Below are 15,514 nucleotides of genomic sequence, written 5' to 3'. Positions count from 1 at the left end.
CTCCGGTGCCACCACCAGTCACGCCGATACCTCCCATCAAGGAGCCTGAACCAGACCGTCTGCCCGACGAAGAGCCGAATCCCAATCCGGATGAGAATGACGAGCCGCCCAAAACCGCAATCCTGAAGACATGAAGATCGGGCATGCCCCACCTTCGACCACGCTTGCTGCACAATCGGGATGGCGATCATCCTTTTGCAGAAAACGCAGTGGTCGAAAGTGAGGGGACGAGGGCAGGGGAGGTGGGCCACCTCAAAGGAACAGTCCGGTCAATGTGATGGGGCCGCCCTCCTCCCCGCGGGGGCCTGGGAAAATTCTATGTCATCTGTCCAGACAAAAGGCATGCCCGCCTCAAGGCAAGCGGATACGAAAGCTTCCTGGGCGATATCGGAGGGTGCGGAACTTTCCACCGCGGCACGGCATTTGCGAACTGCTCTGTGCCAAAGTTCCCCGCGACGCGATGGCCATTCGTTCTCAAGAAAATCCAAAGCGTCGTATGCATTCTGAAACGTGTGCTCAAGGCCTGATTGCAGACGCGTAGTCACAGGACACGAGAATGGGCTATCTGGAATTTCCATGACGACTTCCTTTCATGTTCACCGGATGAAAAGACAGCCGCGATTGTTATTGGCAAATGTGGCGAGGGAATGCCCTCGGCGGCAGTTTATGGGGCGATCGGCGCATCAGGATGAAAGCCGCCGGCATTCTCATGGGTTCATCCGCCAGTGCCGGATCGATCGCCTGCGACGGCCTGCGCACGGATATAAAGGGCAACCGTCCTCGCGCTGACTGTTGCCCCGAAGTGGCAATAGCAGACGAGTTTATGCAGCTGGCGGCGATGCGTTCAGGCTGCCGAGTTCTGCGACTGCGGGCCTGCCGCGAAAGCGAAAAGCCAGGGAGAGAAGAACAATATCGCTCCAAGGATCAGGTTGGCTACGTCGCAGAGCTTGGCGTTTGTCCCCTGGTTCATTTCAGCCTCCATTTAGAGAGCGTTTGAACGACGTGCGGAGCGGCCGGTTAGGCGACTACCGCGTCCGGATTTATTTCGCGTTTGGCCATTTGGGTTAGCAGATCGTTTCGTTRCAAGGCGTAGTCTCGTCAGGGAACTTTTCCGGAGGGATCTGGTTACGGATACGACCGAAAGGGCGCTGCCTCGTCGCCCGTTAACCGATAATATTTGCCGGCAGACTCCGTGAAGTCGACGGCTCAAATCCGCGATCGGTTCCGAACACTCCGTGTCCGTACCGCCGGTTTGATAAGGCCTTTCGGATCAATACCGGACAGGTTTGAAGCATGGGCCAGCGTTTGGAGCGCGGCAGCTGCGAATTCGATGGTTGAATAATAGCGGAAGCAGTCGGGGAAACTTTAACCGGTTGCGCCATCGAAATTACTGAAACTGGAGTGATAAACCATGTTTGCAGGTTCGAAAAAGCGAATATATGTCAGCATGATTGCTGGCATTCTGATGCTCTCGGCCGCCGGTATTGCTCCGGTCGCAGCGCAGGAAATCCCCAACGACTTCACCGCTATCGTACGCCAGAAGATACCGGCCGTAGTCGCAATCACGACCAGGCAGATTATCGAAGATCAGCCAACGAACGATTTCCTTAGTCCTCTCGATGGCCGCGGCTCCGCACCGGTCCAGCCACAGGTGCGAGAGGCCCTTGGCTCCGGTTTTGTGATCAGCAAGGATGGCTATATCGTCACGAACAACCATGTTGTTGCGGATGCCAATGAAATTCATGTCGTCTTCACCGATAAGCGCACTGCGCCCGCTCGGCTCGTCGGTCATGATTCGGCAACCGATATTGCGGTGCTGAAAATAGATCCGCGGCCCGATATGGCGGCGACCGTCTGGGGTGACTCGGACGCCTTGCAGCCGGGTGCGTGGACCATCGCGATCGGCAGCCCCTTCGGGCTCGGGGGAACCGTCACTGTCGGAGTGCTTTCTGCTCGTTCGCGCGACATTCAAGCCGGCCCTTATGACGACTTTCTTCAGACTGACGCCTCAGTCAACCAGGGCAATTCCGGCGGCCCCCTGTTCAATGCGCGGGGCGAAGTGATCGGCGTCAATACCGCCATTGTCTCGCCATCGGGCGGCAGCATCGGCATTGGTTTTGCAGTACCATCCCGCACCGCCCGGCCCGTCGTCGAACAGTTGATCCGGACCGGCCGGATCGAGCGCGGCTTTATCGGGGTGCATCTCCAGGAGGTCACCCCATCGATTGCCCGGGCGCTCGGAATACCGGACAGCAAGGGGGCGTTGGTGGCTTCCGTCGATCCCGGTAGCCCCGCTGGAAAGGCAGACGTACAGTCGGGTGATGTGATCACGCGTTTTAACGACAGGGATATCCAGAGCCCCCGTGACCTGACGCTTGCGGTGACGAACCAAAAGCCCGGGACGACAGCAACACTCGCAAGCAACCGTGGCGGCTCTGCGCAGGAGGTCACGATAACCATTGGCGAGCGCACCGATGACGAGACACCGACGAGTGCAATTGCGCCAACGCCGGAAGCGGGCGACCAGCTTGGACTATCGCTCGGTCCTATCCCGGAGGAAGCGCTTCAGCAGCTTGGTGTCCCGCCGGGCACCACCGGAGTGTTTGTGCAAGACGTGGCACCTGATAGTCTCGCCGCTGACAACGGTCTTGAGGCCGGCGACGTGATCGTGTCGGCCAACAACCTGAGCGTAACCCAACCATCCGATATCGAAGAGCAGTGGGCGAAGTCCCGTCAGCAGAACAAACCCATACTGTTTCGCATCAGCAGGCAGGGACAATTCCTTTTTGTTGCCGTGGCCCGATCGTGATCTTAAAGGCAAGTCATTTGTCCCCTCTCGGCAAAGCTGTGATAGGCCGGCGCCTCGTTCTGCCAACGTCTTGACGATGCCAGCGCCAATCCCGCAGCTTCCTCTCGTTACCAGTGTCTGCATTTGTGTGAGAGCCGGCATGACAGATCTCCTGGACGATCAGCCAAAATTGACGGGCGTCTGACGATCAAGGCTCTTCGTCATCGATCTCCAGCAGATCGACCAACTCCGCTACCTTTCCCGTTGGCAGTTTTCGTCCTTCGTTCATCAGCGCTTCGTCAGCATTCACCCAAGCCCAGGCTTCGGCCAGATCGCGAACCGAAGCTCCTGTCGCCAGGATATCGGCAACCAGGGTTTCGTCGACGGGTCCGAGAACGGCGATTACGTTTTCAGAAGATAGATCCATGGAACTGCCTCCTTTCGGCTTCTTCCGGGAAGATAGCGGCCAAAACTGCAGATCAACCGGCTTCCTACGGAATTGTGATCTCCAACGTGAATGGCATCAGGATCAGCGTTCGATAGCGACGTGAAGAATGATGCCCGAACGCTTAGTCTGGAACATCCCCGACTCCGATATGTTTTATCGGAAGTGACACAAAGGAGGGACAGATGCTCTCCGTTGAGACAATGGTTTTCGATCGGGCCAAGCGGATATGCGTAATGTGTGCCATCGGGCTTCTGCCGGCATCGGCTTTTGCCCAGGCACCCGCCAAACAGCCGGATCGCTGCCAGGCGCCGGATCGGCAGCAGAACCAGAATATGACGACGACAGAAGACAATTCACGACCGGCAAATAAATCCGGCACAGAAAAATTGTCCGACTGCAATGGCGTTTTAAAGCCACCTTCGACGGGCGATAGCGATTTCGTCGAGCCGGCCCCGCCGGTCGGCAATACACCTGTAATCCGGCCGGACGAGGTCCCGCAAAGGCAGCGGTGAGCATGGCTGACTGGAGTTGGCGATGAGTTCCGGCGATAAGAAAGCCGCGTCGGACGTTCCTCCAGCAAGCCGAAGTGATCCCGAGCAGCCATGCGATCAATGCCCGCTCAGCGAACGGGCAAGTTGGAGGTGCTGTTGCAACGTCGGCAACATTTTCTTTGCAAGTTCCGGCACCGGCCTGCCACCCTCACCGGCCTTTTCCCTGAACTCGGAAATATCCTTCTCGCGGGTCGAGACGATATAATTCACGAACTCCTTATCGAATTCGGGGCCACTTAGGCTCTGAAGCTTCTCAATCTCGTTTTGCGCCTCGGTCGTTACAATGCCGGTTATCTTTACATCAAGATCCGTGGCGAGAGCCGTAGCATCGTCCTTGGCTCTGCGATGGTCGTCGATTAATGTCTGGGCGAATGAGCGTACACCGTCGCTGCCGCCCTTTTTCGTAGCGAGTTCACCGAGTCTGATTTCGGAATTGTCGGTTTTGATCGCGTCGCTCAGAAATTCCTTATCGCTCTTGGCCATGGCGGCGGCCGCCGTCGTACAGCCGATCGCTAATATCAGGCCGGCAAACATGAATTTATATGGCATCGCTGCACCTCATGTTTCTTGACAAGGCACCACGCCCCTTAACTCAATTGAGAGAAGAGTTGTTCCGATCCGATTACATCATTGTGGAGGCCTGGCAGCCGAGGCGCTCATCTGGAGGCGACCGGAAAAACGGTCGCGTTCCGATTTGAGTGCCCTGAAGACTATGCAAAGCGACATCGAGGTCACAGTCGCCCGATCCGGCAAGTGGTGAGCACGGTCTTGGAAACAGCGCTAGACGGATTTTAGGATGAGCGCGCGAGCTTGATCAAAGCGCGCTAACGTTTTCGGCTTTTGATTTTCCGGTCTTGCGGTCCTGGCCTATCTCGTAGCTTACCTTTTGTCCCTCTTTCAGAGAACCGCCCCGTTCCAGAGCAGAAACGTGCACAAATACATCCGCCCCTCCGTTCTCCGGAGTGATGAAGCCAAACCCCTTGTCGTCGTTGAAAAATTTGACAGTGCCAGTCGGCATGAGAACTCCTGATCGCTTGCGCGGCCGCTTGCCGCGGCGCAAATCTATAGCGCAATCGCCGAGTGATCAATGGGCGCAAGAGCTCTAAGCCGCAGAACTCGCCAACGCCCGGGAGGTCAGCAGGCGGAGGCGAGAAGCGCCTGGCGTCTGAGCAGCATCCCGAACAGATCGCGCGGCTCGTCCGGATCGGCCAGCAGATCGAGCTGGTTTATGGAGGTCGAGCCGCTCACCCGGTCGCGGACATAGCGGAGCGCGGAAAAATCCTCGATCGCGAAACCGACGCTATCGAACAGCGTGATCTGCTTTTCCGATGAGCGCCCCGGCTTTTCGCCGGTGATGACCTGCCAGAGTTCCGTCACCGGATGGTCGAATGAAAGCTGCTGGATTTCGCCCTCAACCCGCGTCTGCGGCGGAAACTCCACAAATATGTCCGAGCGAAGCAGGACGTCGCGATGCATCTCCGTTTTCCCGGGGCAGTCGCCGCCGACACCGTTGATATGCACGCCGGGGCCGATCATGTTGTCGGTCAGGATCGTGGCATTGTGCTTGTCGGCGGTCGCGGTGGTGATGATGTCGGCTGTCTCGACGGCCTGCTCGGCGGAGGTACAGGCTTCGATGTCAAAGCCAAATCTCTCGAGATTGCGGCGGCATCGGGCGGTCGCACCGGGATCGATGTCGTAAAGCCGCAGCCTGTCGATACCGAGCAAGGATTTGAAGGCGAGCGCCTGGAACTCGCTCTGGGCGCCGTTGCCGATCAAGGCCATGGTGCGCGCCCCCTTGCGCGCCAGGTACTTTGCTGCGATCGCCGAGGTGGCGGCGGTGCGCAGCGCCGTCAGGATAGTCATTTCCGATAAAAGCAGGGGATAACCGCTGTCGACATCGGAAAGAACCCCGAAGGCCGTGACCGTCTGGCGGCCGGAGCTCGTGTTTTTCGGGTGGCCATTGACATATTTGAAGCCGTAGAGCGTTCCGTCGCTGGTCGGCATCAGCTCGATCACGCCGTCCCTCGAATGGGAGGCGACGCGCGGGATCTTGTCAAAACTTTCCCAGCGGCGAAAATCGTCTTCGATGTAACCCGCCAACTCGACCAGAAATCTTTCGACGCCGGTTGCGACGACGAGGTCCATCATGTTCTCGACGCTGATGAACGGCACGATGTTCAGGTTGGCGGGTACGGGCATCAAAAACTCCTTGTCGGGCGGTCCATGACCTTGCGGCCCATCAGGCTGGCAGTGAGATCGACGAGGAGCGTTGCGGTGCGACCGCGCTCGTCGAGGAACGGGTTGAGTTCGACTAGGTCCAGGCTGGTGACCAGGTCGCTGTCGTGCAGCATCTCCATAACCAGATGCGCCTCGCGGAAGGTTGCGCCGCCTGGAACCGTCGTGCCGACGGCCGGAGCAAACGTGGGTTCGAGAAAGTCGACATCGAGGCTGACATGCAGCAAGCCGTTGGCCGCCGCGACCTTTTCAAGGAAAGCACGCAGCAGCGCCGCGACCCCATGCTCGTCGATCACGCGCATGTCGTGAACCGTCACCGCGCTCTGGCGCAGCGCCGCCCGCTCGGCCGGATCGACGCTGCGGATGCCGATCATGCAGACGCGGGCCAGATCGACGGGATGCGAGAGTTTCGGCAAATAACCTTCGAAACCCGGCTGACCAGTGAAGTAAGCGACGGGCACGCCGTGCAGGTTGCCGCTTGTCGTGGTGTCGAGTGTGTGGAAATCAGTGTGCGCATCGAGCCACAGAACGAAGAGCGGCCGATCGGCTTCGGCGGCCCGGCGGGCAAGGCCCGCCACTGTCCCGGCGGAGATGGCGTGATCGCCGCCCAGGAAAATTGGCATGCCTTCGTCGCTTTCGCGATAGGCGAGTTCCGTCAGCAGTTCGATCCAGGCGACAATCTGCGGCAGGCGTCGGATCGCGGTGTTCGGATGCGTGACATCGGACAGTTTCGAAATGCCGACATTGCCGAGGTCGGTCACCTCATGGCCAAGCTCCCTCAGCGCCGTTTCGAGACCGGCGGTCCTGAGCGCGCTTGGGCCCATTTCGCAGCCGAGTTGGACCGCGCCGTCCTGCAGGGGGATGCCAATGAGTTTGCAATGCATGTCTTGATCTCCGTTATGATGATTGGACCACGAAGGCGCGGCAGATTGAACAACTCAATTTGCCAAATTATTCGAATTGGCTTATCAAAATGGTATCTTCGATAGGCGCTTTGAGCATGGACGATTTTGACAGCAAACTTGTGACGCTATTGCGTCACAACGCAAGGCGGAGCATTTCCGACCTTGCGACGGATCTCGGGGCCTCGCGCGCCACCGTTCGTTCGCGCATGGAGAAGCTCGAAAAGGCCGGCAGCATTCTCGGCTATACGGTCATTTTGCGGGCTGACGCTGTCGAACTGCCGGTGCGCGGGATCATGATGGTGGAGATCGAGGGCAGGGCGGCGGACCAGGTCATCAAAGCCCTCGGAGGATTTCCGGAGATTTCGGAAATCCACACGACCAACGGTCGCTGGGATCTGATCGTTGAACTCGGCACCACGACATTGGCCGAGTTCGACACCGTGCTGCGGCGGGTCCGTCTGGTGCCGGGGATTACGGCGACGGAAACCAGCCTCGTGCTCGCGACCCCCCGTAGCACGAAGGCTCGGTTATAGAAAAGGCCGCGGCACCGGATGCCGCGGCCTTCCGATATCCGGATGATTTAAAGATTATTGCGGGGTCATGTCGAARCCGAACCACTTCGTGGACAGCTTCTTCGTCGTCCCGTCCGCCTTGGCGGCCGCGATCGCCTCGTCGAATTTCTGCTTGAGCGCAGTATCCGCCTTGCGAAGGCCGACCGAACTGCCGGCGCCGAGGAACCCACCCTGGAAGCGAGGGCCGACGATCGTCATGTCGCTATTGGTCGGCTTCTGCACGGCGGTCATGAGGTAACCCATCGATGCCATGACGAAATCGACACGGCCCGAAATGAGATCGAGATCATGCTGTTCAGTGGTCTTGTACTCGCGAACCTGCACCACGCCCTTCAGGTATTCATCGATGAAGCGCGCGGCGATGGAAGCCGTCTGGACGCCGACCGTCTTGCCCTGCAGCAGAGGCTTCAGCTCTTCGACGGCCTTGCGGGCGCCGGCTTCGTTGGAGGCGAGCGAGAAGAGCTGGTCCTTCATCGGCATTTTTGCCAGAGGGCCGTCCTTTAGTGTGGCGAACGACTGCCCGGTGCTGCCGTAGGACGTGGAGAAGTCAATGACTTCCTTGCGTTTTTCGGTGGCCGACATGCCGGCCATGATGGCATCGAACTTGCCGGCATTGAGGGCCGGGATGATGCCGTCGAAGGCCTGCGCGACGAACGTGCACTTGATTTTCATGCGCTCGCAGAGGTTCTTGCCGAGTTCGATGTCGTAGCCATCCAGCGTGCCATCCGGACGGGTCAGGTTGTAGGGCGGGAAGGCGCCCTCCGTGGCGATGACGATTTCCGTTTTGTCCTGCGCCGCAGCGGCGGTCGCCATCAGCGTCATGGCGGTGAAAGCAGCGGCGATTGCCGTCTTGATCAATTTCATTGGTCAGTTCCCTCTCTTTGTTTGGGTAGAATGGTGGAGCGGCTCAGCCGCTGATGAATTTTCGGAAGCGCTCGGACTTCGCGTTGGTGAACATGTCCTGCGGCCGGCCTTCCTCTTCGATGGCGCCCTGGTGCAGGAAGATGACGCGGCTCGAGACATCGCGGGCAAAGCCCATCTCGTGCGTGACGACCAGCATGGTGCGGCCTTCTTCGGCAAGCGCGCGCATGACGCGCAGCACTTCGCCGACGAGTTCCGGGTCGAGCGCCGAGGTCGGCTCGTCGAACAGCATCACCTTCGGCCGCATGGCAAGCGCGCGGGCGATGGCGGCACGTTGCTGCTGGCCGCCGGAAAGATGCGCCGGGTAATGATTGCGCTTGTCGGCAATACCCACCTTGGCCAGCAGAGCTTCCGCCTCTTCCAAGCATTCGGCGCGCGAACGCTTCTGCACGTGTAGCGGCGCCTCCATGACGTTTTCGAGCACGGTCTTGTGGGACCAGAGATTGAAGCTCTGGAACACCATGCCGAGTTCGGAACGGATACGCTCCACCTGCCGGCGGTCGGCAATGCGGCTCTTGCCGGAGCCGGTCGGCTTCATGCGGATGGTTTCGCCGGCAACGGTGATTTCGCCGGCATCGGGCCTCTCCAGCATATTGATGCAGCGGAGCATGGTCGACTTGCCGGAACCGGAGGAGCCGAGGATCGAGACGACCTCGCCCTCGCGCGCCTCCATGTCGATGCCCTTCAGCACTTCGACCGGACCGAAACTCTTGCGAAGCCCGCGCAGGGTGATGGCCGCCGGTGCGGGTGGATTGGTCGAAGGCGTCATCTCGCGGCTCCCGTGGATGTGCTGGGCAAGGCCGCAGGCTGGCGCAGGTGCGGGCTCAGTTGATACTCGGCGAGGGCGACAAGCCGGGTGAGGATGAAGTTGATGGCGAGATAGATGGCACCGGCGACGACGAAGACTTCGATCGCCCGATAGGTCTCGGAAATCAGCTTGGCCGCGACGCCGGTCACTTCCATGATGGTGATGATCGAGGCAAGCGACGTCGCCTTCACCATCGAGATCATCTCGTTGGAATAACCGGGCAGGGCCTGGCGGATTGCGAGCGGCAGGGCAATGCGCCGGAAGGCCATGAAACGGGACATGCCGCAGGCGCGCGCCGCTTCGATCTGGCCGAACGGGACCGAGAGCAGTCCCCCGCGAATGATCTCGGCGGAATAGGCGGCGGTGTTCAGCATCAGGGCAATGACGGCGCACCAATAGGGGTCGCGCAGCACCACCCAGAATATACTCTGGCGGACCTCGCGAAACTGACCAAGGCCGTAATAGATCAGGAAGATCTGGACGAGCAGCGGTGTTCCGCGGAAGACGAAGATATAGGCCCTCGCGAACCAGTCGAGCGGCAGGATGCCGGACAGCCGGCAGAGCGCCAGGCCGAGGGCCAGGAACGCGCCGAGTACGATCGCGCTTGCGGCAAGCTGCAGCGTCAGCGGCACCGCGGCAACGAGGCTCAGGAAGGTCTCGTAGAGAAACGGCAGATCCATCAACTCCTCCTGACGCCGCGCGTGAAGCGCTTTTCGCTGAGTTGCAGGAAACCTCCGGAAATCGTCGAGATAGCCAGGTAGATGGCAGCGGCGATGACGTAGAAATCGAAGGGCAGGCCGGTGGAGCCGGCGCCGATCTGCGACTGCCGAAGGAGTTCGACAACACCCGTGACCGAAACCAGCGCGGACTCCTTCAGCACGACCTGCCAGACATTGCCCATGCCGGGAATTGCGTGGCGGAGCGTCAGCGGCGCCAGGATCCTGCGAAACCGCAGGGAGCGCGACATGCCGCAGGCGATCGCCGCCTCCAGCTCGCCGGAATGCACCGCCCGATAGGCGCCGCGAAAGACCTCCGTCTGCTGTGCGCCGGAAGTGATGCCGACGGCGAGCGCACCGGCCAGGAAGCCCGGAAAACCAATGAAGCCTTCAGTGCCGAACAACCTGCCGATCGCGGTCACGGCAGCGCTGCCGCCGAAATAGAAGAGATAGATGACCAGAAGATCGGGAATGCCGCGCAGAACCGTGGTGTAGAAACCCGCGATCCCGCGCGTCACCGGTCCGCCTGAGACCTTCGCCCAGGCACCGAAGACGCCGATCAGGCCACCGATCGCGAAACCGGTGATGGCGATCAGGACCGTCATGACGGTGGCTGAGGCAAGCGCCATGCCCCAGCCGTTCGGGCCGGTTCCGATCAGATCCAGTATTGTCGGCTGGTTCATGGAGACCTCATCCACATGGAGGTTTGTTCGTGTCCAGATCCCGGCGTCACGGCACGAGGACGCTATTTGCGCACCTCGCGCCGGGTCCGCCGGGTCAGAACGATGGCGTCAGGTCCAGCTTGCTCCACTTTTCGGAGAGCTTTTTGATGACGCCGTCCGCAGCCGCCGACTTGATGGCAGTGTCGAACTTCTCCTTCAGATCGGTCTCGCCCTTGCGCATGCCCATGGCGACTTCCGTCGCCAGCATGGCACCCTTCATCAGCGGTCCGACCATTGTCAGATCCTCGTTCCCAGGTTTGGCAAGTGCGGTAGTGCCGTAGACGCCGCTGTCGAAACCGGCGTCGATGCGCCCGGCCTTGAGGTCGAGATCTCGCTCGCCGGAGTTCTTGTAGGTGCGGACGGTGACGCTTTTACCGAAATAGGCGTTGATCAGCTGCTCCTGGCTTGTCGATTGCACGACGCCGATCGTCTTGCCCGACAGGACGTCTCCGATCGTCTTCATGATGGGGTCGGCCTTGTCCTTGTCGTTGAGGTTCAGCCGTTCGCCGGTCATCGGCAGCTTGCTGACCGGGCTGTCCTTCAGCGTGATGAAGGTCGCCACGCCGCTCGCATAAGGCACCGTGAAATCGACAACTTCCTTTCGCTTTTCATTGATGCCGAGCGTCATGATAAGGTCGAACTTGCCGGCGTTGACGCTGGGGATCATGGCACTCCACTCACCGGCGATCAGCTCGCACTCCGCCTTGGCGCGCTGGCACAGGTCGTTGATGAGGTCGATATCGAGGCCGGTCAGGTTCCCCTTGGAATCCAGCGCGTTCCATGGGGGGAAGGCACCTTCGATGCCGACCTTCACATGCGTCCAATCCTTGGCTTCTGCGCTAGGCAGCATGACGGTGAGAGTGGCGGCCAGCGCGGCCGCCCAGAGTTTCCCGGTCTTCATGTCGTGTTCCCTTATTTATTCGTTGCGTTGGAGAGGACGGTTGGGATGTCATATTCCGTCGAGGGCAAGCGCCGTGCAGGCCTGTTTCAAGACGGAGAGAATGCGGTTGCGCGTCTGGCGCGCATGAACCGCGAAGAACGGGATATCGGCATGCCCTTCCGGCAAGGCGGCCAGTTCGCGAAGCCCTGATAGAGACGGCCAGGCCGGATGCGGAAGCGCATTGTCGTGATGGAAACGGTCACCGAACGTGTAGTTCAATGGAACGAGTAGGCGGGAGGCCTGCCGAAGGCGGTCGTTGATGATCTCGGCGCGAACCGGATCGACTTCCTGCTGCGCGACACCGTTGATCGCTTCGGCACACTGGCGCAGTTCATCCACCACCGAGATCAGGGCATTCAGATCTATCCGTCCCGCCAGATCCGCGGCCAGGCCGCCGAGTTCATGTTTGAGAGACGCTGCGTAGGCGGTGTAGTCGAGCGGCAGAACGCGGGCATCGAGCAGTTCACCGAGCACACGCAACACGATCTCGGTGTCGCGCTGAAGATTGGCCGAATCGATATGCTCTTCCGTATCGTGCGGCGTGTGCCACCACCACCCGAGCGCCGTCAGCATCTTCACCGGCCCTGGGGGCTGATGGCTGAGGCTGCCGAACATCGAGGGAATGCCTACGCCCCAGAAGGACTGGTCGGCAGCGCGCCCGTGACGACGACCTCCATGCGCCTGTCCGGTCACCGTTTCGACGGCCCTTGCCGCGACTGCCCTCAATTCGTCGATGACGGCCGAGTTCGTCAGGATGTCCGCGCCTGCACCGCCGGTGGAATCGACATTCACATGCGCCACGCACCGCTGTTCCAGTTCGTCCCAATATTCGTCAGCATACCAGGCCGACCCGGAATAACGGCCGTGGGAATGGCCGGACCAGAAGCAGATGCGCAGGCCCCGCCGCCAGCTCTCACGTCGCTCGGCCAGGAGGCGCGCGGCTTCCAGCATGGTGGCATTGGCTCCGCCATTGTCCATCACGCCGTAGTGCCAGGTATCGTGATGGCCGGAAAACAGGACGAAAGGTGCATCCGGTCGACCGTCCGGGGAAAGCTCCGCAACCAAGATGGGCGTCTTGCGCCAGCTCGTATCGACCTCCGTCGTCAGGCGAACCGCTGGCGCCTTGCCGGCGCGGCAGGCCTGACGGAGCCGCTCGCCGTCGTCGCGGGAGATCGTGCAGATCGCCGTCTTTGGCAGCTGCGTGCGCGTATGTTGTGAGGGGCTGCCCCAGACGGGCGACACGCACATTTCGTAGAGGTGTTCGTTGGGGCTGACGTGGAGCTGCCCGATTGCGCCGCGGGCACTTGCAAGGGCCGCGACGTCTTCGGTGGCAATGCCATCGACAAGGATGATGCGCCCCTTGACGTCGATGCCCTCGAAATCGGCTTCGGTGCCTTCTGCGACATAGATGACTTGCGCCGAGATGCCTTCTCCAGGTGTGGAGACCGACATGGAATGGGTAATGCAGCGGATGGCGTCGCCATCGATTTCGACAGCCGCCTTGCCCGGCAGGCTGATATAGGCATCGTGCGAGAGAAGCTGCGTCCGATAGCCGTAGGAGGCTATCTGCCTTTCCAGATATCGAAAGCTCTCCAGCTCTTCCGCCGTGCCCGAAAGTTTCACCCGTTTGCCAAACTCGTGGATGTGGCCCATCAGGATCTGGCGGTCGGGCTGGAGGGGCGCCTCAGACATCCCGCTTCTCCCGAATGTCTGGCTGGACGTCATCGGGGATCGGATTGACGAAGGGAGTGCCTTCGAGCCGTGCCGCAAAATCGGCTTTCGCTTCCGCGATCAGTTCCGGCTTCAGGATGAGGTCGACCGCGGTCGATGCCATTACCTTGGCCGCATGCGTCATGCCCTTGTGCGCGGCGGGCAGCTTGCCTTGCGCGACGAGCTGCCAGGAATGCCCGGGCGTCCCGATCGCATAGGTGGCGCCGCGCATCTGGACGGTCGGCACGACCCAGCTCACTGTCCCGACATCGGTGGAGCCGACGAGCGTTCCGTCGCCGCTTTCCGGCGGGAAGATAACATCGCAGAGGGACACGCCCTTGCGGACCTTCAACCCGAACCGTCCGAAGGACGCAGCGATATCGGCCTGACTGAAGGTTTCCTGGAATTTTGCGGCGGTCGCCTTGTCCGCCTCGTCGAAAGGCGGCAGGCCGACGCGCTCGATGTGGTTGTGCATCAACGTTTCGAGCGGCGTGTTGCCGACCAGGTTCGCATCGCCACTGACGATCTGGCTGCGCACGGAGGTCCCGGTCATCAGGGCAGCGCCGGCCGCCACATCCTTCACTCGCGCCACGAGTTCGAGAAGTTCCGGAAGCGTGCGCGACCGAATGAGATAACGCACCGAGGCTTTCGCCTGCACGACGTTCGGCGCGTGGCCGCCGGTGTCGGTAATGGCATAGTGGACACGTGCCGTGGACGGCATATGCTCGCGCAGATAATTGACGCCGACATTCATCAGCTCGACTGCGTCGAGTGCGCTGCGTCCCAGATGCGGCGACGCCGCGGCGTGCGACGCACGGCCGGAGAAGTGGAAATTGAGCTCGTTGCAGGCAAGCGAGACCGGATTGTTGACGCCGACGAATGCGGCCGGGTGCCAGGAAATGGCAATGTCGACATCGTCAAAAACGCCGGCACGGACCATGAAGCCCTTTGAGGAGCCGCCCTCTTCGGCCGGGCAGCCATAATAGCGAACGCGGCCCGGAAGATTGTTCGCCTTGAGGTAATCCTTGACGGCGGCGGCCGCCAGCATGGAGCCGGAACCGAGAAGGTTATGCCCGCAGCCATGGCCATGGCCGCCCTCGACCACCGCCTTTTCCTCGGCAAGGCCCGCGACCTGGCTGAGGCCGGGCAGGGCGTCATATTCGCCGAGAATGGCGATGACCGGACCGCCTTCGCCGGCCTCGCCCATCACGGCCGTCGGGATGTTCGCGACATCGCGCATGACCCTGAAGCCCTCGGCTTCCAGCAGTTCGGCATGCGCCGCGGAGGAGCGGAACTCTTCGTAATTGGTCTCCGGAACTTCCCAGATATAGTCGCTAAGCTCGGCAAACCGGGGTGCCTTGCCGTCAACGATCTCCCAGACGTTGCCGAAATTTTTCATTTTGCCTACACATTTCATCCAAAATTGGTACCAATTTATGGGAAGATTCTTCTTTCGGCAAATGAAATTTGTGGCTAGTGATTAGGCAAATCGCCTCCCGGTCGCCTGAGGTTAAACGGATGAACACCCTGCTCGACGAACCCATCGCAGACGGCGAACCAGATGCCACCCAGCTTATCCTTACGGATATCCAGTCCGGAATACTTCAGCCGGGCACATGGCTGAAGCAGGTCGATCTCGAAACGCGCTACGGGCGCGGACGCAACGAGATCCGCCGCGCGCTCGACCGCCTGGCGCAGAAGCGCGTCGTCGAACACGTGCCGAACCGCGGCTATCACGTTTACAAGGCTGACGGAAAACAAGCCGACGACATTGCCGAGATTCGCATCCTACTGGAAACCGGGGTGGTCCCCAAAGCTGTGGCCGCGGCGACGGCCGACGATATCAGCAACTTGCGCGTCCTGGCCGAGCGGTTCGAAAACCTTATCCTGCACGGCACCGTGCTGGAGCAATATGAAGCCAACTTGAATTTCCATCGTGCCTTCGTCCAGCTGTCCGGTAACGACGAACTGGATGGGATCATTGCGGAACTTCGCCAGCGCACGTCTTCCGCTCCGGTTTCCCAGTGGAAGACGCGGGCGCGAATAGAGCAATCGGCTCGGGAACATCACGAGATGGTCGATCTTCTGGAGGCGGGCAACACCAGTAAGCTGAAGGCGCTGATTGAAAGGCACATCCGACAGAGATAAAGGTGTTCGGTAGATCCTACACTGCGCCGGCGTCGGGTGACCTTCATCCG

General features: G+C 60.4%; 17 protein-coding genes. 3 read left to right on the top strand and 14 right to left on the bottom strand.

Annotated features, from left to right (window positions below; translation table 11 throughout):
* Nucleotides 1–269: 269 nt before the first annotated feature.
* Together AC1DLT_RS01000 and AC1DLT_RS00995 are read right to left on the bottom strand one after the other, a co-directional pair.
* Nucleotides 270–578 carry a DUF982 domain-containing protein gene (locus AC1DLT_RS01000; protein ID WP_080719359.1) on the bottom strand — a complete coding sequence of 103 codons (309 nt, stop codon included), beginning with the start codon at nucleotides 576–578 and terminating at the stop codon, nucleotides 270–272.
* A gap of 266 nt (nucleotides 579–844) precedes the next feature.
* The gene (locus AC1DLT_RS00995; RefSeq protein WP_477485575.1) at nucleotides 845–970 is read right to left on the bottom strand and encodes a hypothetical protein; all 126 of its coding nucleotides are present in this window, start codon (nucleotides 968–970) and stop codon (nucleotides 845–847) included.
* A gap of 441 nt (nucleotides 971–1,411) precedes the next feature.
* On the opposite strand from AC1DLT_RS00995, the gene AC1DLT_RS00990 reads away from it, so the two are divergent.
* A complete protein-coding gene (locus AC1DLT_RS00990) occupies nucleotides 1,412–2,809 on the top strand; it encodes a Do family serine endopeptidase (protein WP_477485574.1) in 1,398 nt (465 codons plus the stop codon).
* A gap of 187 nt (nucleotides 2,810–2,996) precedes the next feature.
* Here AC1DLT_RS00990 and AC1DLT_RS00985 read toward each other — a convergent pair whose 3' ends face one another.
* From AC1DLT_RS00985 to rocF, 5 genes are all read right to left on the bottom strand, one after another.
* Nucleotides 2,997–3,215, bottom strand: coding sequence for a hypothetical protein (locus AC1DLT_RS00985; RefSeq protein WP_247036224.1), 219 nt, complete (start codon nucleotides 3,213–3,215; stop codon nucleotides 2,997–2,999).
* Nucleotides 3,216–3,844: 629 nt separating this feature from the next.
* Nucleotides 3,845–4,336 carry a DUF4142 domain-containing protein gene (locus AC1DLT_RS00980; RefSeq protein WP_477485573.1) on the bottom strand — a complete coding sequence of 164 codons (492 nt, stop codon included), beginning with the start codon at nucleotides 4,334–4,336 and terminating at the stop codon, nucleotides 3,845–3,847.
* 265 nt (nucleotides 4,337–4,601) lie between these two features.
* Complete coding sequence (locus AC1DLT_RS00975) at nucleotides 4,602–4,805, bottom strand: cold-shock protein (protein ID WP_040125038.1); 204 nt, start codon at nucleotides 4,803–4,805, stop codon at nucleotides 4,602–4,604.
* A 116-nt stretch (nucleotides 4,806–4,921) separates the two neighbouring features.
* Nucleotides 4,922–5,986, bottom strand: a complete 1,065-nt coding sequence (locus AC1DLT_RS00970; RefSeq protein WP_477485572.1) for an ornithine cyclodeaminase — start codon at nucleotides 5,984–5,986, stop codon at nucleotides 4,922–4,924.
* On the bottom strand, nucleotides 5,986–6,906 hold the full coding sequence (rocF, locus tag AC1DLT_RS00965; protein ID WP_477485571.1) for an arginase: 921 nt from the start codon (nucleotides 6,904–6,906) through the stop codon (nucleotides 5,986–5,988). Before rocF ends, AC1DLT_RS00970 begins: the two co-directional genes overlap by 1 nt.
* A gap of 116 nt (nucleotides 6,907–7,022) precedes the next feature.
* Here rocF and AC1DLT_RS00960 point away from each other — a divergent pair, with 116 nt between their 5' ends.
* Nucleotides 7,023–7,460 (top strand): Lrp/AsnC family transcriptional regulator, encoded by a 438-nt coding sequence (locus AC1DLT_RS00960; protein ID WP_040125033.1) that lies wholly within the window; start codon nucleotides 7,023–7,025, stop codon nucleotides 7,458–7,460.
* 54 nt (nucleotides 7,461–7,514) lie between these two features.
* Here the strand turns inward: AC1DLT_RS00960 and AC1DLT_RS00955 are convergent, their stop codons facing one another.
* The 7 genes from AC1DLT_RS00955 to AC1DLT_RS00925 all read right to left on the bottom strand — a co-directional run bounded on the left by AC1DLT_RS00955 (nucleotide 7,515) and on the right by AC1DLT_RS00925 (nucleotide 14,715).
* Nucleotides 7,515–8,363, bottom strand: coding sequence for a transporter substrate-binding domain-containing protein (locus tag AC1DLT_RS00955; RefSeq protein WP_477485570.1), 849 nt, complete (start codon nucleotides 8,361–8,363; stop codon nucleotides 7,515–7,517).
* A gap of 43 nt (nucleotides 8,364–8,406) precedes the next feature.
* The gene (locus tag AC1DLT_RS00950; protein WP_477485569.1) at nucleotides 8,407–9,189 is read right to left on the bottom strand and encodes an ABC transporter ATP-binding protein; all 783 of its coding nucleotides are present in this window, start codon (nucleotides 9,187–9,189) and stop codon (nucleotides 8,407–8,409) included.
* A complete protein-coding gene (locus AC1DLT_RS00945; RefSeq protein ID WP_477485568.1) occupies nucleotides 9,186–9,908 on the bottom strand; it encodes an ABC transporter permease in 723 nt (240 codons plus the stop codon). Before AC1DLT_RS00945 ends, AC1DLT_RS00950 begins: the two co-directional genes overlap by 4 nt.
* Nucleotides 9,908–10,627 (bottom strand): ABC transporter permease, encoded by a 720-nt coding sequence (locus tag AC1DLT_RS00940; protein ID WP_477485567.1) that lies wholly within the window; start codon nucleotides 10,625–10,627, stop codon nucleotides 9,908–9,910. Before AC1DLT_RS00940 ends, AC1DLT_RS00945 begins: the two co-directional genes overlap by 1 nt.
* 94 nt (nucleotides 10,628–10,721) lie before the next feature.
* Complete coding sequence (locus tag AC1DLT_RS00935) at nucleotides 10,722–11,567, bottom strand: transporter substrate-binding domain-containing protein (RefSeq protein WP_477485566.1); 846 nt, start codon at nucleotides 11,565–11,567, stop codon at nucleotides 10,722–10,724.
* A 48-nt stretch (nucleotides 11,568–11,615) separates the two neighbouring features.
* Nucleotides 11,616–13,298: a M28 family peptidase gene (locus AC1DLT_RS00930; RefSeq protein WP_477485565.1), complete on the bottom strand. Its 1,683-nt coding sequence runs from the start codon at nucleotides 13,296–13,298 to the stop codon at nucleotides 11,616–11,618.
* Nucleotides 13,291–14,715 carry a M20 family metallopeptidase gene (locus tag AC1DLT_RS00925; protein ID WP_477485564.1) on the bottom strand — a complete coding sequence of 475 codons (1,425 nt, stop codon included), beginning with the start codon at nucleotides 14,713–14,715 and terminating at the stop codon, nucleotides 13,291–13,293. The genes AC1DLT_RS00930 and AC1DLT_RS00925 overlap by 8 nt, the downstream gene beginning before the upstream one ends.
* Before the next feature lie 119 nt (nucleotides 14,716–14,834).
* Between AC1DLT_RS00925 and AC1DLT_RS00920 the strand changes: the two genes are divergently transcribed.
* On the top strand, nucleotides 14,835–15,464 hold the full coding sequence (locus AC1DLT_RS00920; RefSeq protein WP_477482170.1) for a GntR family transcriptional regulator: 630 nt from the start codon (nucleotides 14,835–14,837) through the stop codon (nucleotides 15,462–15,464).
* Nucleotides 15,465–15,514 lie beyond the last annotated feature (50 nt).

The organism is Neorhizobium sp. 05N33, assembly GCF_056397445.1.
Note: the sequence above shows the minus strand (reverse complement) of the source record. Positions and strands in the feature narration are given on the sequence as shown.